This is a genomic window from [Borrelia] turdi (assembly GCF_008828755.2).
Taxonomy (GTDB): domain Bacteria; phylum Spirochaetota; class Spirochaetia; order Borreliales; family Borreliaceae; genus Borreliella; species Borreliella turdi.
Genome location: NZ_QBLM01000001.1, coordinates 345,708 through 364,249, shown reverse-complemented (window position 1 = coordinate 364,249; position 18,542 = coordinate 345,708). Strand labels below are relative to the sequence as shown.

Sequence of the window (18,542 nt, the reverse complement as noted above, 5' to 3'; positions counted from 1 at the left end):
AGAAATAATAAATAAAGCAATTTGTTTAAAATGGAAAATTAGAATCAAGGAGAATGCAATGGATGTAGGAATTTATGGTCTTGGTGTTATGGGTAGTAATTTAGCTCTAAATATTGCTGATAACGGTTTTAATGTTTCTGTTTACAATAGAGATACTGAAAAAACTGAAATTTTTGTTAAACAAAATTCTCATAAAAAGATAAATGGCTTTAAAGATATCGGATCTTTTGTTAAAAGCTTGAAAACCCCAAGAAAAATCATTTTAATGGTGACAAGCTTGGCTGTAGAAAAGGTTGTTGAACAAATTTTACCCTTTTTGGACAAATTAGACATAATTATTGATGGTGGAAATTCTCATTATAAGAGCACAATGAGATTGGAAAAAGAGTTGTTTGCTAAAGATATTTATTTTGTGGGACTTGGAATTTCTGGAGGGGAGAGAGGAGCAAGATTTGGTCCTGCTTTAATGTATGGGGGGAGTAAATCAGCGTACTCAGTTCTTGAGCCTATATTAAATAAAATTGCAGCTAAAACTAAAAACAATGATATTTGTTCAACCTATATTGGAGAGAATGGTTCTGGGCACTATGTTAAAATGATACATAATGGGGTAGAATACGCTGATATGCAGCTTATTAGCGAAGTTTATTTTTTCATGAAAAAAGCTTTCAATTTAGATAATTCAAAAATTTCTGAGGTTTTTGAAAAGTGGAATGAAGGCGATCTTTCAGGGTATTTATTAGAAATAACTTCTAAGATTCTTAGGTATAAAGAAAATAATGAGTATTTAGTTGATAAGATTTTAGATATTGCAAATCAAAAAGGTACTGGTGTTTGGACATCTATTGATGCTCTTGAATCTAATATGCCTGTAAATTTAATTATTGAATCCGTTTTTGCAAGATTTATGTCGGGATTAAAGCACGAAAGGATTATTGCTAGTGATTTGCTTAAAATGGACACTGTTTCTTTTGAATTTGAGATTAGTGATTGGATTTTAGATCTTTATTATGCTCTTTTAGTTTCAAAAATAGTAGCTTATGCTCAAGGGTTTATGATGCTTAAGACCGCATCTATAAATTATAGCTGGGATTTAAATTTGGGTAAAATTTCTTTAGTCTGGAGAGAAGGTTGTATTATTCGCAGTAGTTTTTTAGATAAAATTAAATTAGCTTATGATAAAAATCCTCATCTTATTAATTTGCTTTTTGATGATTATTTTTTAGATTTATTAAAAAATAATCACAAGTCTTTAAGGAGAATAGTTTCAAAAGCCAGTGAAATTGGGATTCCTTTGCCGGCATTTTATGCAAGTCTTTCGTTTTTAGATTCTTATTCTACTAATTATCTGCCTTCCAATTTAATTCAAGCACAAAGAGACTTTTTTGGAGCTCATTCTTTTGAAAGATTAGACTCAAAACGAGGTGAATTTTTTCATAGTGCTTGGCAATAAAATAAATTAGTATAGGGATTTAGATATAGTATTTAGCAAATATTCCCCCCGCAAAGTTCGATTTTATTCCTGAATAGGTTTTGTGATGTGCAAGGGATCTCGTGTTTGAGATGAATTCTATTGAGGGTGCTATTTTTATGCCTATTTCTAAATTTTCTCTAATGTCGTAAAAAATAACCAGTGGAATTCTTATTCCAAATCCTAATTCTATATGTATTAATCTAGATGTGTGCGATGATAGACTTATATTTCCCCCTATTCCAACCCCCAAATTTAAATTTTTTATCAAAGGTATTGTAAAAATGAAATCAAGTGCTGCTATTGCTAATAAATTAAAATCATAAAATTTTGATTCAAGTTTAAGGTCTGATAAATTTATTCCATTGCTACCACCATAGCCTACTTCAAAGTCAATAAATGGAAATGACATTATTAAGTTAATAATTGGATTTCCAATGCTTGCTCCAAAGCCAATACCCCTGTTTAAATATGAATCTTTTGCAAAACTATTTGTAGATATATTTGCAATCATGATGAATAACATGAAGATTTTTTTCACTATTGTCTCCCAAATTTTGTATTATTATATTGATTTTTAAATTGTATTATTATATTGATTTTTAAATTGTATTATTATATTGATTTTTAAATTGTATTATTATATTGATTTTTAAATTGTATTATTATATTGATTTTTAAATTGTAAAACAATAAAAACAAGCTTTTAACTTTTTTAAATATTGTGTTTAATTTTTTTGGAGAGTTTTGATTTTTTTAAAAATTATTCTTTAAAAAAGAATAATTTTTATTATTAAGTAAACCAGAATCTTAGCCCCAATCCTGCAAATACTTCCCATCTAAATCCAATACCACGGCTCCAAATATTCATTCCAATTCCAGGCGCTATTCGTAAAAATATGTCAAATTTTTTTCTAAATACTACAAGATTTAAAGCCAAAGGTAATCTTGCACCAATGCTCATTGGCCCAGAGCCTGATCGACTGCCGCCAAATCTTGAAAACCATATTGTTCCATATCCTCCAGCTCCAACTGAAAAATTCAAAATATTAGCAGCTCCTGGGAATATATGTATGTAAAAAATGTAGTCTAATGCTATAAACAGTGTCTTCCAGTCTAAAAATAAGTTATTTACTCCGCTGTAAAGCCCAATGTCAAGATCAAAGTTTCCCATATTAATTTGTAAAGCAATTGGGAATGGGAGTATAATTCCTGCTCCAAATTTACCCCTTGCAAATTCTTTTGAATTAGCAAATCCTGAGATTGAGGTTAATAAAATAATAATTAACATAATAATTATTTTTGTTCTCATTGTTTTGTCACCTCCTAAGTGCAACATACTAGCTTTTAAAAAAATTTTAGTTCAATAAGTTTTTTTGTTCAATAATTTTTTTATCTAAAAGATAGAAACTATATCTTAAGAGAGCCTTTTATTCCTATAGATAAGTTGCCTTTTATTGGAAATATTAAATTTCCATTAGGTAATTGGCCAATAAAAATCGATGGTGTTGTTTTTATTATAATTTCAATAACGTCATAATGAGCTTCATATATTATTCCTAAGGGCAGACCCAACCCGATTTTATAGGTAATCCCAGAAAAAACATTTGTTAAATTTGAGTTTGTAATTTTGCCTATTTCAAAAAATAGACCAGATCCTAAGAAAAAGATAAAATTTGAATTTTGAATTCTTAAGTTTAAGAACATATAGTCAAAATATGCTTTAAATAGCAATGCTATTGGGGATTTTGGAAAAAATTCCGAGACGCTTAGTATTGTTACTCCTAACCCAATATCAAAGTTATTAATGCTGAATTCTATTGCAGTAGGATAAGGCAAAATAAAGCCAAATTTTATTTTAGTTTTTGAGCTTTTTATTTTTGGACTAGCTGTACTGCTTTTAGATTTTTCGTTTGTAAAAATATTTTCAACATTGAAAAATAATGTAATAATTATTAATAATCTAATTAGTTTGTTTTTACTTTGCATTGTTAACTTTTTTATTTGAGATTTAAATTAAACTACAATTTTATATCTAAATTATAAGATAGAATTCTATTAAAATCACGTCTTTTTTGTTTATTAGAAATTAAATTTTATTAATTTCTAATTTGTATTTATTTGTATTTATTAATATATGAGGTAATATTAATCTTGATATCAGCATTCTATTTGCGATTTAAATTTCATTTAAAGGGGCGTTTATAGGCATGGATTCAGATATGCAAGATTCTTTAAGTCAATATCTTTTATTTAGTTTGGACGAACTTTATGCTATTGAGATTAAGTATGTTGTTGAGGTTTTAGAATATACTAAGATATCAAAAATCCCAAGGACTCCCAGTTACATGGCAGGAATAATAAATAATAGAGGTAAAATCGTTCCAATAATTGATATTCGAAAACAATTTGGAATGGGGGATCGTGTTATTGATGAGGATGAGAAAAAGAGAAATAAGGGAGTTAATATTTCAAATATTATTATATTGACTTTAGTTTACGAAGGAGACGAATTTAATCTTGGAATTTTGGTAGATTATGTCAACGAAGTTCTTGAATTAGATCCATTTAGTATTGACGATGCTCCTAAGATTGGATCAGGGTTTAATTCGAAATTTATTTCAGGAATTGGTAAGAGCAATAATAAGTTTATTATTATTTTAGATGTAGAAAACTTATTTGACGTTAGAGAGCTTTCTAGATTTAGAAATACAACAATATATGATCCTGAATATCAGCAGCAATAGGAGTTTTAGTCATGATTTATAGGCCGGAAGGCGAGCTTGTAGTAAATAATATTTTCAAGGTAAAAGAAGATTTGTTGCATATTTTTAAGCAAATGAAAGAGGGAGATACTCTTACCATTGATCTTTCGAACGTTGAAAAAATAGATATTACTTTTATACAAATTTTGTATGCATCTAATAAATATGCCAAGAATAGAAATTTATTTGTAAAAATTGAGTATCCATCCGACGAGGTTTTAAGCTCATTAATATATGGTGGGTTTTTAGTAGATATTGAAGATGTTGATAGCTTTGATTTAGGACTTAACTTAGTTGGATTTTAGGTTTAAGGAAGACTTATGGATAGTAGTGATGTTATTGATAAATTTAAGAACTCATTTAAGGAAGAATCAATAGAAAATATTTCAGACATTGAACAAGCACTTCTTAATCTTGAGGTAAGCTCAGATCAAGACACTATTAATTCTATTTTTAGAAATTTACATACCATAAAGGGAAGCTCTGGTATGTTTGGTTTTAATTTCACAGCATCGCTTGTACATGAAATAGAAACAGTTCTTGATGTTGTAAAAGATGGTAAGGCGGCTTTTAATCAAGCTGTTATTGATGCTACCTTAATGTCAGTTGATTTTATTAGGGAGCTTATTGAAGGTGATGAAGAAATTTCTGAGATTGACTTTGATAATCGTAAGCAGTTTTTAGTAAATGAAATTAAAAAGGTTCTTGGGGCTTTTAATGATAAGGGTGCTTTTCAAGAGGTTTTAGAAAATGATTTTTCAAAGTTTGATAACAGCTCTGTTTCGGAAGAGACTGTTAAAGTAAATTCAGATAATAAATTTGATGATGAGGCTTTTCGATCTGAATTTAAGAGTTACAAAATTCTTTTTTCTCCTGCTAGGGGTATTTTGTTTCATGGGCACAAGCCTATAAATTTATTGAACAAGCTAATTGATTTAGGCAGTGGTCATGTTAGAGCTAAGGTAGATAAAATTCCTGATTTAGAGCTTATTTCTCCTGATAATGTTTATGTTGATTGGGAGATAAGGCTAAATACAGAAGAGAGTAGGGAGAGCATTGAAGATATTTTTGTATTTTTAGATTCTCAATCAAAAATTGATATTCAAGAATTGGATAAATGCTTTGAGTCTGATAAAGACGATAATGTAGGGTTTGAAAATTTCAATTTATTGAATTTGGATAGCAATGCCAAGGATGCTGCAAATTCTTCATTTAAAGAATCAGAATTTGCTGGGAAAACCTTTTTAAATGTGAATAAAAATAGATTTAATAATGTTCAAGATGATACTGCTAGAAGTAAGATTAATATTGCCAGTATTAAGGTAGATTCTAAAAAGCTTGATCATTTGGTAAATCTTGTTGGAGAACTTGTTACAATACAATCAAAACTTTCAAAAGAGGCTGAAAACAGGAATAGTAATATTTTAAATTCAATATCAGCAGAATTTTCTTTACTAATTAATGAACTTAGGGATTATACAACAGGGCTTAGAACAGTCCCTATTGAGATTTTGTTTGTCAAATTTCAAAGGATAGTAAAAGATTTATCTACTAATCTTGGTAAGTCAATTCTTTATCGTGCTTATGGGGGCGATACTGTTCTTGATAAAAGTATTATTGAAAAGCTTAATGAACCATTGGTTCATTTAATTCGCAATTCAATAGATCATGGGATTGAGTCTTCTGAAGAAAGAGAAAGGTTAGGTAAGGATCCTAAAGGCACTATTAAACTTTCAGCATGTCAGTCTGGGGATTCTGTTATTGTTATTATTGAAGATGATGGGAGAGGTCTTGATAAGAGTAAAATACTTAAAAAGGCCATAGAGCGCAATATAATTTCTGATTCAGCTGCTAAAACTTTATCAGATATTGACGTTTATAATTTGATTTTTGAGCCTGGATTTTCAACTGCAACTTCTGTTACTGATATATCAGGGCGTGGGGTTGGTATGGATGTTGTCAAGAAACAGGTTGAATCTTTAAGAGGGCATGTTGTACTTGAAAGTGAGCTTGGCAAATATACTAGAACTAAATTAATTTTTCCATTGACCTTAGCTATTATTGAAGGTTGGCTTGTCAGGGTAAAAGATGAGCACTTTATTATTCCTCTTTCTAATGTTGAGTCTTGCTTAGAATCTAATAAGTTGATTTCTCAAATAGATGGGGTTGAGACTAAAAGCAATGTAATGAATTATAGGGGTAGCATGATTAGCTTTATTAGTCTTAGAGAGTTTTTTCAGGTTTCTGGCGGTAAGAGTATAAATGAGCAAGTTGTTGTTGTGAACACTAATAGTGGGAAAATGGGGATTGTGGTTGATGAAGTTTTAGGGCAACATCAAACTGTTATAAAAGCTTTAGGTAAAATTTATTCTCGAGTAGAAGGTGTTTCTGGAGCCACTATACTTGGTGATGGAAGTTTGGCTTTAGTTGTTGATATAGATGCAATAACCAAGCTTATAAGATAAAGGAATCTAAAATACAGATTTTTGGTTTTAAAGGTAAAAAAATATTAAAATATAACAATGAAGATATTAGTAATTGATATTCAAGGCCTTATAAAGCAGGTTTTTATTAGGGCTTTTTCTAAAGATAATGATGTTGAGATATTAAATGCTGGTTTTAATTCTTTGAATCTTATTAATGTATTTTTACAAAAGTTTCCAGATTTAGTTATTATTGATGAGAATACGGCAAGATCTAATTTTGGAAATTCTTTGAATAATGTTCTTAATAATATATCTCTTCCTGTTGTATTTATTGCGCAAAATGAAATGTTACCAAATTTTGGATGTCTTGAGCAAAGTAAAGAAAAAGTTAAATTAATAATAAATAAGCTTAATTTCAAGCTTACAGTTGATTTATTTCGTAGCAAGTATTTGGCTTTAATAAAGCTGGAGTTAAAAAATCTAGGAAAAAATAAATTAATATCTTCTTATGAAGTTAAAAGGATTCATGCACCTGATTTTTCTAATCGTTCTAAAGCAGAATTGAGAGAAAATAGTTTAAATGATTCAAGTATAAGAAAAAGCTATAGAGCTTCTGATGTTATTAATTTTGCTCCTAAAAATGATCCGGATGTTGTTATTAAGTATCAAGGTCTTCTTAATAAGCACAAAACTGGTAAAATTATCGTTGTAGGCTCTTCAACAGGTGGTACAGAGGCGTTAAGAATTTTTTTAAGCTCTTTTAAAAAAGACTCTCCTCCAATTATTGTTGTTCAGCATATGCCGGGAGGATTTACAAGATCTTTTGCAAAAAACTTAAACAATGAGTTTGATATTGATATTAAAGAAGCTGAAGATGGAGACATTCTTCGTCCGGGTCTTGTAATAATTGCTAATGGAAGTTATCATTTGATTGTAAAATATGGTAGTGGAAATTATTTTGTAAATTTATTAGATGGACCTCTTGTTAGTAGACATAAGCCTTCTGTAAATGTACTTTTTAGGTCTGCCGCAATGTATGCAGGTTCTAATGCTATTGGAGTTATCCTTACGGGTATGGGAGATGATGGTGCTATTTGTATGCTTGAAATGAAACAAAATGGTGCTTATACTATTGCCCAAGATCAAGAGACTTCTGTTGTTTTTGGTATGCCAATGGAGGCTATAAAAATAGGGGCTGTAGACAAAATCCTTCCTTTAAGCAAAATAGCTGATCATGTTTTGAGGAGATCTTAGCAATGTATAATGACAGTAATGATTTTTTTGCCAATGATTATTTGGCGACCCTATTTTATAAACTTGAAGTTTTTGATGAGAATGCAAGGCATATTTATTCAAGTTTAAGCAAATCAATTCCTAAATTAATAGAAAAAATTTCTAAAGATTCTAAGGACTTATCTTTTAGTATTGACTTAATTTCTAATCTTGATCTTGACAATGATACTTCTTTGAATAATTTTATATCTAAAATTATAGGAGCATTAGATGATTTTGTTGCTTACTTTAATTCTTCAACAACTTCTCTTGAATCGCAATTTAGTATAATACAGAGTAAAGTTAAAGATATAGAAATACTTGAAGATGTGATTGAGAGGATGAAAAAAAGTTCTCTTGATATGGAAATAATGTCTATTAATACGTTAACAGTTGCTATGAGGGCTGGTAAGGCTGGCGGAGCTTTTTCTTATATTACTAGTGAAATTAAAGTTTTAACTCAATCTATGATCAAACAGGCGGATCAACTTACTAGCAAGGGGCGCGAAGTTAAAATTGGTCTAGATAGGGCTAAAAATCAAGTATATGAAAGCAATACGGCTGAAAATAAAATTCTTGAAGAATTTAGAGATAATTTAATGAAAAAAATAGATGCCTTTTCAGATGGAATAGGAAGTGTTATTGCTCTTTATGATGATATTTTAAAAGTTTTATTAGAATTTAAGTTTAAACTTGTAAATTCTATTTCTTATCTTCAGTTCCAAGACAGGCTAACTCAATCTTTGCAACATTTAAATATTATGTATTCTAATATTGATGTTTTTAAATTTAGAGATATAAGTGAGATTCAAAAATTAAAAATTTTATCAGTTTTTACTGATACATCAAAAGTTATAGTAAAAGATGTTCTTGAAAAGCTTGAAAAAAATTATACTGCTTTTGAGAAATTTATTGATACCTCTTTTAGTTCTATTCAAGCTATTAATGATTTAAGGTCTGATAATTCTTTATACATAGATATTCCTAAGATAATAGAACAATTTTCTAGCATTTTGTCTGATCTGCTTAGAAGAATTGATGATGTTGAGAAGAATAATTCTAATTTTTTGAATTTATATTATGAACAGGTTAAGCTGATAAAATCATTAGAGTTAATGTTTTCAAATATTTCAGCTATTTCTGCAAGGTTTCAAAATATTAATATAGCGTCAAAGATAGAAGTTGTCAAAAGATCAGAACTTAAAGCTATGGAAGGAAATATTTCAGAAATGTCGAAAATTATCAAAGAAATTGATTCTAATATTACCAAGGGAATAGAATTTTTAGATCAAATAATCTTTTTTCTTGAAAAAGTTGTTAAGGATTATGACAATAGATTCTATCTTGAAAAAAATTATTTTAATAAATTTAAAAAATTATTTATGGAAATTAAAAATGATATTTTTGATATTAAAAACGTAGCTATTGATAATATTTTGTCTTATGAAGTTTTTTCAATTGAATTTATGGAAATATTTGAAGAAATAAAATTAGAAGTCTACAATGTTAGGAATTTAAAAAATTCTCTTTTAGATATAGATAACTTTTTAAGCAATATGGAAAGTAAAATAAATTTTAATCTTAATTTAGAATTATCTAAAGCTGGAATTCAATCTGTTGAAATTGAAGATAAAGAATTTGTTAATAGAATTGCTAATAGATTTACTTTATTTGTTCATAAAAAGCACTTATTATCTTTAATAGAGGAAGCTAAAGATGTTCATTCTTTTGATGAAGGTAGTGTAATTTTGTTTTAATTTTTATATACTTTTTTGGGAGGGCTTTAGGAGAAAATTAGATGAAAAAAAGAATTTTGGTTATTGATGACAATAGGGCAATAAGGCAAAGTGTTGCTTATATTTTAGAACAAAATGGGTTTGGAGTCTCAGAAGCAAAGGATGGTTTAGAAGGGGTTTTAAAGTTTAAAGAAGCAGTTGGACAAGGAGATAAAGATTTTGACCTTGTTATTACAGATATTAACATGCCTAATTTAGACGGTATTGGTGTTATTAAGCAGATAAGAGAATTTGGCAGCTTTGTTCCCATATTAGTTCTTACTACTGAATCTGAGCAATCTAAGGTTGATGAGGGGCGTAAAGCAGGTGCTACTGGTTGGCTTGTTAAGCCTTTTAATCCTGAGGCTTTAATGAAAACAATCTCAAAGATATTTTAAGTTTTTATTTACAATTAATTTGTAGACTTTAAAGTTTTATTATATATTAAAATGATTTTTAATATGTTATTTTAATATAAAGATAGCATATTGAAGAAGGTATTTATATTATAATAATGCTAAATTTTACTTAAAAGGATCAATTATTGTATATTAATGCTCAGTAATTTTTAAGTTTTTAAAAAAGCAATAGAGTACCGGTAGTCGGAGTCGAACCGACACGAAGTTGCCCTCATCAGATTTTGAGTCTGACGCGTCTACCAATTCCGCCATACCGGTATTAACTTTTATTTTACTATAACAGTACCAAAAAAATCATTATTTTTGTTAAAAACTTTTTCTAAGTTTTCAATATTATTTCCATTTACTATATAAAGGGTAAGCCCAAGTTTTGAAGAGAGCTTTGTTGCTATTGGATCAAAAGGTAAATTTAAGCCTGGATTCCACTTTTGACCCACAATATTTTGTAATTGTTTCCAATTTAATTTTTTAAAAGCTGTTGCGTTTTTAAATTTTTTTGGATCTTTATCATAAACTTGACTTACGTTTGTTATATTTATGATATCTTTTTTGTTAAATTTTTCTGCAAATTTTACGGCAATGTAATCTGTTGAAAATCCCGATTTCCAGCCAGAAGCAATTAGTATTTTCCCTTTAAAAGAAAAATTTTTTAAAGGATTAGTTACAATTTTGTCTTTACAAAGGGGATTCATTACTTTACATAGAAATTCTGCATTCAACTTTGTTGACATTATTCCGATCTCATCAAGTTCACGAACTTGAAAATCGGGATTGATTTTTTTATAGGCGTCTTGGTATTCTCTTGCAACTTTCCCTCCACCAACTATTAAAATGATTTTTCTTTTTTCATTTTCTAGTAACCATTTGAAAACAAAGTTTTTAAAGTTTTTAATGAATTCTATGTTGATTTGATTTGAATTTATTACTCCTCCTCCAAGACTTATTATTTCAAGCATTCAAGCTCCTTATTTAGGTTAATATTTTTTAAATTTTTACTTTTAATAATATAACAATTTCTGCTAAACTTTTCATTAAAAATAAGTTTAAAACAATACAAACTTGTTAATTATATATTACAATTTAATTGTTATGCAAAAAATTAAAAGAATTTATTGGTAAGTTTTTTAGTTTTGGTTTTACTTAGCAGTTTTTATTTTGGAGGATATTGTGCATAAGTATAAAGTTTCTGTTATTATTTGTTTTTTTAATTCGGCTGAAACTCTTGATGCAATGATAAAGGATGCTGTTAATCAAACATTAAAAGATAAAGAAATTATATTAATTAATGATGGTTCTTATGATAATAGTTTAGAGATAGCAGAAAAATATGCTGATAAGTATAGCTTTATTAAAATTTTTAGTCAAAAAAATATGGGGCTTCCTGCTTCTAGGGATAGGGGACTTTCTGAGGCTCAAGGGGAATATGTTATTTATTGGGATAGTGATGATTCTGTAGAGAGTACTATGCTTGAAGTTTTATATAATAGGGCAAAGGCAGACAATTCTGATATTGTGTGCTCGCAATTTTATATTTATTTTCTTGCAATAAATGTAAAAAGAAAATCTCTGCTTCCTTTTCCTAATTATCCATTAACAGGTAAGGAAGCATTTAAAAATTTGCTTTTTACTGTTTATGCAACTTTTGGAAAGAAGAATTTTGTTGTTGGAACGCTATGGGATAAATTGATTAGACGAGAATTAATCTTAAAAAATAATATTCGTCAGCAAAATGTAGTATTTGAAGATATAGTTTTTGTTATGCAAATTTTTTTAAAAGCCTCTAAGGTTTCTTTTGTAAATAATTATTTTTATACTAATTTCCAAAGAATGGGAAGTATGAGCTCTTCTATTAGTGTTTTACATAAAGCTAAATTATCTCTTAATATAATAGAAACTTTGTTAAAAAAAGAAGGTGTTTTTAACGAATATCAACATTTATATAAAAGATTTTTCTTGCAATTTTACTATTTTATTTCTTTTAAGCAGGTTTATATTATTGGTTGGAATATTTCAGATAAGCTTGTTTATAAGGCTTACAAAGAAAAGCTTATTTCTGTTCTTGATGAGATTAAGGGATTGTCTGAATTTCAAGATTATTATGAATATTCAAAAAATTTTAGATTTAACGAAATTCAAATTTTGCCTAGGATTATGCTAAAAATTTGGAATTTTAGTTCAAAACTTTATGTAAATTTTTCTATATTTATTTATAAGTTGTTTATAAAAAATTGAATTTATAGTTTTTTGGGAGAAGTAATTAATTTTTTTATATTTTGACCTTTAATATTAAAGGGAGTATTTATGGCCATTGAAGTTGTTAATGTAAGCTTTTCCTATAAGGGAAAAGAAGTTTACTCGAATTTAAATTTAAATATCAAGACCCCCCAAGCTTATTTGCTTCTTGGTAAAAATGGAATTGGAAAAACAACTTTGCTTAAGCTTATAAGTGGGCTTTTAGAGCCACTAAAAGGAAAGATTTTATTTAACTCTTTAGCAGCTTTTCCAAGAGATCCTTTGAATTTGGTAAATTTATTTTTTGTTCCTGAAGAATTTTCACTTCCTAGATTGTCTTTGGCTGAATATAGCAAAGCTTTATCTAGATTTTATCCAAATTTTAATAATTCAGATTTTGAAAAATATTTATTAGATTTTAATCTGGATATTTCTCTTGATTTATCTTCAGCCTCTTTTGGACAAAAGAAAAAAAGTATTATTGCATTTTCTCTAGCCACAAATGTTTCTTGTTTATTATTTGACGAGCCAACAAATAGTCTTGATATTGTTTCAAAAAATGCTTTTAGAAATGTGCTTTCTAATTTAAATGATAGAGTCATTTTTATCACAGGTCACAATGTAAGGGATTTAATAGGAATTATAGATTATTTAATTATTGTTGGAGAAAAGTCAATTCTTTTTTCTAATTCAGTATCTTATATTAATAAAAATTATAAGATTAAAATTATCAGCGAACTTAATGGTAATGAATTATATTATGAGAAAAATAAAGATGGGTTTAAAGCGCTTTATTTTGAGAGCAGCAATGGCGCTGAGATTGTTGATATTGAATTTTTCTTTTTATATGCTACTGAAAATAAAAGTAGGGGGCAATAAAAGATGTTTAGCTTGAAAAGATTTTTAAATTTATTTTATTTTGATTTTTTTTATAATAAAAAATTCTATATTTTATTGATAGTTAAAATTTTAGGAATGATATTTATATCTTATTTGCTTGTTAGATTTTATTTTAATTTTGCAGCAACTGATTTTTTAAGATTTTTTGTTCCTAAAATTATGGTTTTAGTCTTGATTATATCAATGTTTGCTATGTGTGATTACTACAAAGTAATTCACGATCCGTTTAGAAATATTCTTTATTTATCTTTGCCTGTTTCAACTTTTGAACGTTATTTTTTCAACTTAATTAAATATCTATTTGGGTTGCCTTTGATTTTAATATTTTTGTATTATTTGGGGCTTAATATTTTTTTATTTCTAGATGGTGCATTTTTTGCAAGAGAAGAGAATGCTGTCTTTTTAGAATTAAGGTATCTTTCTGATTTTTTCTTTTTTAGGTATTTTAATTTTTTATCTATTTTTCCAATCTTCATGTTTTTTAGAATGTCTTTTAAGACACATCCTTTGGCTAAGGTTTTAATATTTTTTTTAGGAACTATTGTTTTACTGCTTTCTTTCACATCTTTTCTTTATTTGATTTTTAAATATTCACCATGTTCTTTAGATTTAATTTTTTCTTTTGATAGATTTTTAGGTGATTTTTTTTTAAAAATAGTTTATAGTTCGGCATTTTTTTTATATTTAGCTTCATATTTTAAAATAGTAGAGTTTGGAAGTATTAGAAAAAAGAGCAATTTGTTTGCTATTTTAGGATTTTTAATTTTTTTAGCAATGTTTAATTATTACTATTTAACTAAAGGCTCATTATATTGCTTTGTTAAGTATGATTAAAACGGTTAAAAAAAGATTTAAAACAAGGGCTTAAAAATAGCTTTTTGGCTTGAGTATTAATAATTTTTATTTTAGCAAGTAAGTATGTTTTATTTATGTGTTCTTTTTAAGTGAAAGCTTAATTGATTTGAAATTTAAAGGTTTAATTTTGGGGTATACATGAAAAAAAACTTAAAGATTTTAGTAATAACAGGAGGCGTGATCTCTGGGATTGGCAAAGGAGTTACATCGGCAAGTATTGCAAGGTTGTTTAGATATGATTTTAAGGTTACTCCCATTAAATGTGATGGATATTTAAATACTGATCCTGGGACTATTAATCCTGTTGAGCATGGAGAAGTTTTTGTACTTGATGATGGAGGAGAGGTTGATATGGACTTTGGTCATTATGAGAGATTTTTAAATCTTAATGCGAAGTCTAGCTGGAACATTACAATGGGCAAAATATACAAAAAGATACTTGAAAATGAGCGAAAGGGTAAATATTTGGGGAGAACGGTTCAGCTTATTCCTCATGTTACTGATGAGATTAAGTCTACAATTTTTCAGATTGCAAGTTCTGAAAATAGCGAGATGTTGATAATTGAAATTGGTGGAACTGTAGGGGATATGGAAAATATTTTATTTATTGAAACAGTAAGGCAAATAAGGCATGAGATTGGAAGTTGCAATATTTCTTTTATTCATTTAACCTATGTGCCAAGTCCGGCCGGAATTAATGAGCAAAAATCTAAACCTACTCAACAGAGTGTTAAAACTTTAAATAAAGCAGGTATTTTCCCGGATTTGATTATTGCTAGAAGTTCTCAAGTATTAACAGATCAAATCAGAAAAAAAGTAGCAATGTTTTGTAATGTTGAGAGCGCTTGTATTATTGATAATGTTGATGTTTCTAGTATTTATGAAATTCCTATATCTTTTTACAAACAAGGTGTACATGAGATTTTAAGTTCTAAGTTGAATATTAAGGTTGATCCAAAAATAGAAGAGCTTTCAAAGCTTGTAGGAGTTATAAAATCTAATTTTTTTGTGCCTAAAAAAATTATTAATATTGCTATTTGTGGTAAATATGCTGAACTTGATGATTCTTATGCGTCAATTAGAGAGTCTTTGGTCCATGTTGGAGCTAATTTAGATTTACTTATTAAAAGTACCCTAATTGATTCCAATGATTTAAAGGAAGCTTGTTTAAAGCAGTTTGATGGCATTATTGTTCCCGGCGGTTTTGGAGGGAAAGGATATGAAGGTAAAATTATTGCTATTAAATATGCTAGGGAGAATAATATTCCATTTCTTGGAATTTGTCTTGGCTTGCAGCTTGCTGTAATAGAATTTGCTCGCAATGTTTGTGGAATACTCGATGCTGATACGGAGGAAAATTTAGCAAAAGATAAACCCTTAAAAAGCCCTGTTATTCATTTACTTCCCGATCAAAAGGGAATTAAAGATAAGGGTGCTACAATGAGGCTTGGAGGGTATCCTGTAATTCTTAAAAAGAATACAATAGCGTTTAAGCTTTATGGTCAAGACAGGATAATTGAAAGATTTAGACATAGGTATGAAGTTAATAATGATTATATAGATTTATTTGAAAAGAATGGACTTATAGTATCTGGCTTTTCAAGCGATTTTAAAATAGCAAAATTAATAGAAATTCCCAAAAATAAATTTTTTGTAGCTTGTCAATTTCATCCAGAACTTATTACAAGAATAGAAAATCCAGCCAAGCTTTTTTTAGGGCTAATTAAAGCTTGTATTTGAGTGTCTGTTTATTTACTTAGTGAGTAGGCAGGTTTTCAAAATTAATGTTTGTAGCGTTTTCAAATTGTAATATTTTGTAGCTTAAAAATAATTTAGAGAATGTGGTTAGTAATAATATTATTAAAAGGTCAAAAAAAGCATTAGCTATTGTCAAATTGAATGGCATTTTTTCATAGATTATATCGTTTATTACTTTAGGCAGGCTAAATGCAAGCCAAGTTATGCTAGATATTAGTATTGCAGATAATATATTATAATTTAAGTCTGTTAAGCTTTCAAGAGAGTTGTTAGTTAGGGTTATTAAATTGTTGAACAAATTGATAAGAGCGTTGATTAAAAAACTTTGTAGTAAATGATTGAAAGCTAAAACCACAATAACAATTATTTTGTATTGCTTGTTTTGAGTAGTTAATATATTGACATTACCTATTATTTTTTTTAATAATACTTTTCGGTATATTATTTCTAATAATATTTTAAATAAAGTTATACTGAATATTAATATTAGATTAATATTTGAGAACATAAATTTGATTAACATAATTTCTTCCTTCATTTTAGCTAATGATTTAATTATAATTGGTATATAATCAAATGTTTTGATTTTTTAATATTATTTGTATTTTATTATATTTGTACAATAGTTTTAATTTTTGGCAATTTTTATTAGGAGGATTGGATGAAAGAAGAAGACATTAGAAAGACAATTTTAATGAAAAGACTAGTTAAATATTTTTTTGATGAGCTTAAATATAGAATGAAGATTCCTTGTCTTAGGATCAGTAACAAAGAAATGAGTACTAAGTACATACTTCTCAATCTTTTTAGGAAAATTGCAAATCTTTCTTTTAATAAGCAATATGAGATAGAAGAGCAGTTTGCTCTTGAAGTTGGAGAGAGAGTTGTTCTTACGGATGCTGTTTTGATTAAAAGAATTGACCATGAAAGATGTGTTATTGTTGGAATTATTGAAGCAAAAACTGATCAAGTTGATCTTGATTATGAATTTAATAGATTTTTTCTTCAAGAGAAAAAAAACAATGTTCTTTTTTGGCAGCCCAAAAAAGTTATTCTCAAGCAGGATGATAAATTATTGACAACAGGATCAGACGATATTTTTAATTTTGATAATGATTTTAACCTGCCAAAAGTTAAGGTTAAATTAGAGGAGTTTATTAATATTTTCTTATGTTTTTTTTCTTACAGAGATGCTCTTTTTGAGTATAATAAGGTTAGTGGGCGTTACTCTTGGATAAAAAGAGGTAAATAAAATTTAATATTGGTTGTAAATTTAATTAAATGGGGAGAATGATTTGTATCTTTAGATGGTTTTATGGTTTAAGGTAAGACTTAAGCTTATCTCAAAGTGTTAATTTTTACTATTTAAATGTAAAAATATTTTTTGCTTATTGAAGTATTTAATTTGATATTAAAGTTGGAATAATGTGTCAAATTAAGTACTTGTTACTCTATTCAAAAAAAAAAAATTATGGTAGAATCCCTTTATGAAAAAATTTTCGTTTTTAAAGAAAAAGAAAGAAAAAGCTTTTGATTCAAACCTTTTAAATATTGTCGATAATGACAAAAAAGATTTGAGTACGTATGAATATAAAGCTCCTGTTAAGGAAATGCTAAAGGGATTTTATCATACTAAAGCTTCCATTGCTACTTTAAAAGTAGGATTTGAGTCATTACAAAGAATTTTGTTTTCTGGAATAGAAGATTTTGATAATATATTTTCTGTTCTTGTTAAGATGACAAATAATGCCCGTGATCAGATAGGCGTTATTTTTAGTGATCTTGATAAAAATAACAAGGAAAAGCTAAATCAAATATCTTCTGTTATTATTGGAATTCAAGGAAGCTTAGAAACAATAAGTAGCTTTTTGGGTGCTACCAATATGATTTCTCTTAATGCAAAGCTTGAAGCTGCAAGAGCTAAAGAATATGGTAAAGGATTTTCTGTTGTTGCAGATGAGATTAAGCGACTTTCTGATCAGGCAAAAGGTGTTATGAATATGATTTCTGTAAAGGAAATTGAGGAGGTTTCTAAAGATTTAATTTCTCATAACCTTAAGGATTTGCAGATTGATATTGATAAGTTCTTTGCTGAGATTCTTGAACAGCTTAATTATCTTGAGGGCATATTCAAGCGCTTTTCAAGAAGTCAAGAGGAATTTTCTTCATTGATTGAAAATCTTGAGAGCATAGATGCTAGTATGGTTTATTATTCAAAAAACTGTGATTCTTTGATTAGTTCTGATACTTTTGTGCTTTCTAATGATGAATTTTTAAAAGAGCTAGAATTTATTATCTCAGAGCAGTTTTCTTGGATGAATAACTTGAGATTAATTGTTGAAGGGCAAAGGGCAGTATTCATTCAAACGGATGCTTCCAAGCATGGGTTTGGATTGTTTTATAAAGGCTTATCCCCCAAAAATGAGGCTATTAAACAGTTGTGGGAAGAAGTATATATCCCTTATTTAAATATTAATAAGTTTGCAGCTGAGATTTTAATTATATTTAGGGTGGAGAATCGTAATGATAGTAGTTTAAGGCAAGCTAAAGATTTTTTGTCTCAAGCTGAGAGTTTATCCGAAGAAATTATCAGAAAATTTGAGCACATTAAAAAAATGGTAATTGAATTAGATAATCAAGGAATTAATATTTTTTCTTGATTGTTTTAA

The 18,542-nt window shown here is 28.0% G+C and carries 18 protein-coding genes and 1 tRNA gene; 13 read left to right on the top strand and 6 right to left on the bottom strand.

Going from position 1 to position 18,542, the window contains the following annotated elements; all coding sequences use genetic code 11:
- The first annotated feature begins 58 nt into the window (after positions 1 to 58).
- On the top strand, positions 59 to 1,453 hold the full coding sequence (gene gnd / locus DB318_RS01630; RefSeq protein WP_151060195.1) for a decarboxylating NADP(+)-dependent phosphogluconate dehydrogenase: 1,395 nt from the start codon (positions 59 to 61) through the stop codon (positions 1,451 to 1,453).
- Between the two features lie 19 nt (positions 1,454 to 1,472).
- Here the strand turns inward: gnd and DB318_RS01625 are convergent, their stop codons facing one another.
- The 3 genes from DB318_RS01625 to DB318_RS01615 form a co-directional block, all read right to left on the bottom strand.
- Positions 1,473 to 2,012 carry a DUF3996 domain-containing protein gene (locus DB318_RS01625; protein WP_151060196.1) on the bottom strand — a complete coding sequence of 180 codons (540 nt, stop codon included), beginning with the start codon at positions 2,010 to 2,012 and terminating at the stop codon, positions 1,473 to 1,475.
- A gap of 252 nt (positions 2,013 to 2,264) precedes the next feature.
- Positions 2,265 to 2,783, bottom strand: coding sequence for a DUF3996 domain-containing protein (locus DB318_RS01620; RefSeq protein WP_151074159.1), 519 nt, complete (start codon positions 2,781 to 2,783; stop codon positions 2,265 to 2,267).
- A gap of 98 nt (positions 2,784 to 2,881) precedes the next feature.
- Positions 2,882 to 3,460, bottom strand: coding sequence for a BAPKO_0422 family outer member beta-barrel protein (locus DB318_RS01615; RefSeq protein WP_151074158.1), 579 nt, complete (start codon positions 3,458 to 3,460; stop codon positions 2,882 to 2,884).
- A gap of 215 nt (positions 3,461 to 3,675) precedes the next feature.
- Here DB318_RS01615 and DB318_RS01610 point away from each other — a divergent pair, with 215 nt between their 5' ends.
- Genes DB318_RS01610 through DB318_RS01585 form a run of 6 tightly spaced genes read left to right on the top strand, consistent with a single transcriptional unit; the run spans position 3,676 to position 10,107 of the window.
- On the top strand, positions 3,676 to 4,218 hold the full coding sequence (locus DB318_RS01610) for a chemotaxis protein CheW (RefSeq protein WP_151060199.1): 543 nt from the start codon (positions 3,676 to 3,678) through the stop codon (positions 4,216 to 4,218).
- A gap of 11 nt (positions 4,219 to 4,229) precedes the next feature.
- On the top strand, positions 4,230 to 4,541 hold the full coding sequence (locus tag DB318_RS01605; protein WP_151060200.1) for an STAS domain-containing protein: 312 nt from the start codon (positions 4,230 to 4,232) through the stop codon (positions 4,539 to 4,541).
- Between the two features lie 15 nt (positions 4,542 to 4,556).
- Positions 4,557 to 6,701, top strand: coding sequence for a chemotaxis protein CheA (locus tag DB318_RS01600; protein ID WP_151060201.1), 2,145 nt, complete (start codon positions 4,557 to 4,559; stop codon positions 6,699 to 6,701).
- Between the two features lie 57 nt (positions 6,702 to 6,758).
- Positions 6,759 to 7,916, top strand: a complete 1,158-nt coding sequence (locus DB318_RS01595) for a CheB methylesterase domain-containing protein (RefSeq protein ID WP_151074157.1) — start codon at positions 6,759 to 6,761, stop codon at positions 7,914 to 7,916.
- 2 nt (positions 7,917 to 7,918) lie between these two features.
- Positions 7,919 to 9,691 carry a BB0569 family chemotaxis protein gene (locus DB318_RS01590; protein WP_151060203.1) on the top strand — a complete coding sequence of 591 codons (1,773 nt, stop codon included), beginning with the start codon at positions 7,919 to 7,921 and terminating at the stop codon, positions 9,689 to 9,691.
- A 41-nt stretch (positions 9,692 to 9,732) separates the two neighbouring features.
- The gene (locus DB318_RS01585) at positions 9,733 to 10,107 is read left to right on the top strand and encodes a response regulator (RefSeq protein ID WP_002557158.1); all 375 of its coding nucleotides are present in this window, start codon (positions 9,733 to 9,735) and stop codon (positions 10,105 to 10,107) included.
- 195 nt (positions 10,108 to 10,302) lie between these two features.
- Here DB318_RS01585 and DB318_RS01580 read toward each other — a convergent pair.
- A tRNA-Leu gene (locus DB318_RS01580) sits at positions 10,303 to 10,386 on the bottom strand.
- A gap of 8 nt (positions 10,387 to 10,394) precedes the next feature.
- On the bottom strand, positions 10,395 to 11,084 hold the full coding sequence (gene pyrH / locus DB318_RS01575) for a UMP kinase (RefSeq protein WP_151060204.1): 690 nt from the start codon (positions 11,082 to 11,084) through the stop codon (positions 10,395 to 10,397).
- 199 nt (positions 11,085 to 11,283) lie between these two features.
- Here pyrH and DB318_RS01570 point away from each other — a divergent pair, with 199 nt between their 5' ends.
- From DB318_RS01570 to pyrG, 4 genes are all read left to right on the top strand, one after another.
- Entirely contained in the window at positions 11,284 to 12,360 is a 1,077-nt protein-coding gene (locus DB318_RS01570; RefSeq protein ID WP_151060205.1) for a glycosyltransferase family 2 protein, read from the top strand.
- A gap of 69 nt (positions 12,361 to 12,429) precedes the next feature.
- Positions 12,430 to 13,239: an ATP-binding cassette domain-containing protein gene (locus DB318_RS01565; RefSeq protein WP_151074156.1), complete on the top strand. Its 810-nt coding sequence runs from the start codon at positions 12,430 to 12,432 to the stop codon at positions 13,237 to 13,239.
- A 3-nt stretch (positions 13,240 to 13,242) separates the two neighbouring features.
- The gene (locus tag DB318_RS01560) at positions 13,243 to 14,094 is read left to right on the top strand and encodes a hypothetical protein (RefSeq protein ID WP_151074155.1); all 852 of its coding nucleotides are present in this window, start codon (positions 13,243 to 13,245) and stop codon (positions 14,092 to 14,094) included.
- A 159-nt stretch (positions 14,095 to 14,253) separates the two neighbouring features.
- Positions 14,254 to 15,855, top strand: a complete 1,602-nt coding sequence (gene pyrG, locus DB318_RS01555; RefSeq protein WP_151060208.1) for a glutamine hydrolyzing CTP synthase — start codon at positions 14,254 to 14,256, stop codon at positions 15,853 to 15,855.
- 16 nt (positions 15,856 to 15,871) lie between these two features.
- Here pyrG and DB318_RS01550 read toward each other — a convergent pair whose 3' ends face one another.
- The gene (locus DB318_RS01550) at positions 15,872 to 16,396 is read right to left on the bottom strand and encodes a DUF1761 family protein (RefSeq protein WP_151073600.1); all 525 of its coding nucleotides are present in this window, start codon (positions 16,394 to 16,396) and stop codon (positions 15,872 to 15,874) included.
- A gap of 138 nt (positions 16,397 to 16,534) precedes the next feature.
- On the opposite strand from DB318_RS01550, the gene DB318_RS01545 reads away from it, so the two are divergent.
- The gene (locus DB318_RS01545; RefSeq protein WP_151073601.1) at positions 16,535 to 17,125 is read left to right on the top strand and encodes a hypothetical protein; all 591 of its coding nucleotides are present in this window, start codon (positions 16,535 to 16,537) and stop codon (positions 17,123 to 17,125) included.
- Positions 17,126 to 17,360: 235 nt separating this feature from the next.
- Positions 17,361 to 18,533, top strand: a complete 1,173-nt coding sequence (locus tag DB318_RS01540) for a methyl-accepting chemotaxis protein (RefSeq protein ID WP_151073602.1) — start codon at positions 17,361 to 17,363, stop codon at positions 18,531 to 18,533.
- Positions 18,534 to 18,542: the final 9 nt, after the last annotated feature.

Coding starts and splice junctions, on each gene's coding strand:
- pyrG (WP_151060208.1), top strand. CDS start 14,254: ATGAAAAAAAACTTAAAGATTTTAGTAATAACAGGAGGCGTGATCTCT.
- DB318_RS01605 (WP_151060200.1), top strand. CDS start 4,230: ATGATTTATAGGCCGGAAGGCGAGCTTGTAGTAAATAATATTTTCAAG.
- DB318_RS01550 (WP_151073600.1), bottom strand. CDS start 16,396: ATGTTAATCAAATTTATGTTCTCAAATATTAATCTAATATTAATATTC.
- DB318_RS01585 (WP_002557158.1), top strand. CDS start 9,733: ATGAAAAAAAGAATTTTGGTTATTGATGACAATAGGGCAATAAGGCAA.
- gnd (WP_151060195.1), top strand. CDS start 59: ATGGATGTAGGAATTTATGGTCTTGGTGTTATGGGTAGTAATTTAGCT.
- DB318_RS01540 (WP_151073602.1), top strand. CDS start 17,361: ATGAAAAAATTTTCGTTTTTAAAGAAAAAGAAAGAAAAAGCTTTTGAT.
- DB318_RS01615 (WP_151074158.1), bottom strand. CDS start 3,460: ATGCAAAGTAAAAACAAACTAATTAGATTATTAATAATTATTACATTA.
- DB318_RS01600 (WP_151060201.1), top strand. CDS start 4,557: ATGGATAGTAGTGATGTTATTGATAAATTTAAGAACTCATTTAAGGAA.
- DB318_RS01595 (WP_151074157.1), top strand. CDS start 6,759: ATGAAGATATTAGTAATTGATATTCAAGGCCTTATAAAGCAGGTTTTT.
- DB318_RS01545 (WP_151073601.1), top strand. CDS start 16,535: ATGAAAGAAGAAGACATTAGAAAGACAATTTTAATGAAAAGACTAGTT.
- DB318_RS01590 (WP_151060203.1), top strand. CDS start 7,919: ATGTATAATGACAGTAATGATTTTTTTGCCAATGATTATTTGGCGACC.
- DB318_RS01560 (WP_151074155.1), top strand. CDS start 13,243: ATGTTTAGCTTGAAAAGATTTTTAAATTTATTTTATTTTGATTTTTTT.
- DB318_RS01620 (WP_151074159.1), bottom strand. CDS start 2,783: ATGAGAACAAAAATAATTATTATGTTAATTATTATTTTATTAACCTCA.
- DB318_RS01565 (WP_151074156.1), top strand. CDS start 12,430: ATGGCCATTGAAGTTGTTAATGTAAGCTTTTCCTATAAGGGAAAAGAA.
- pyrH (WP_151060204.1), bottom strand. CDS start 11,084: ATGCTTGAAATAATAAGTCTTGGAGGAGGAGTAATAAATTCAAATCAA.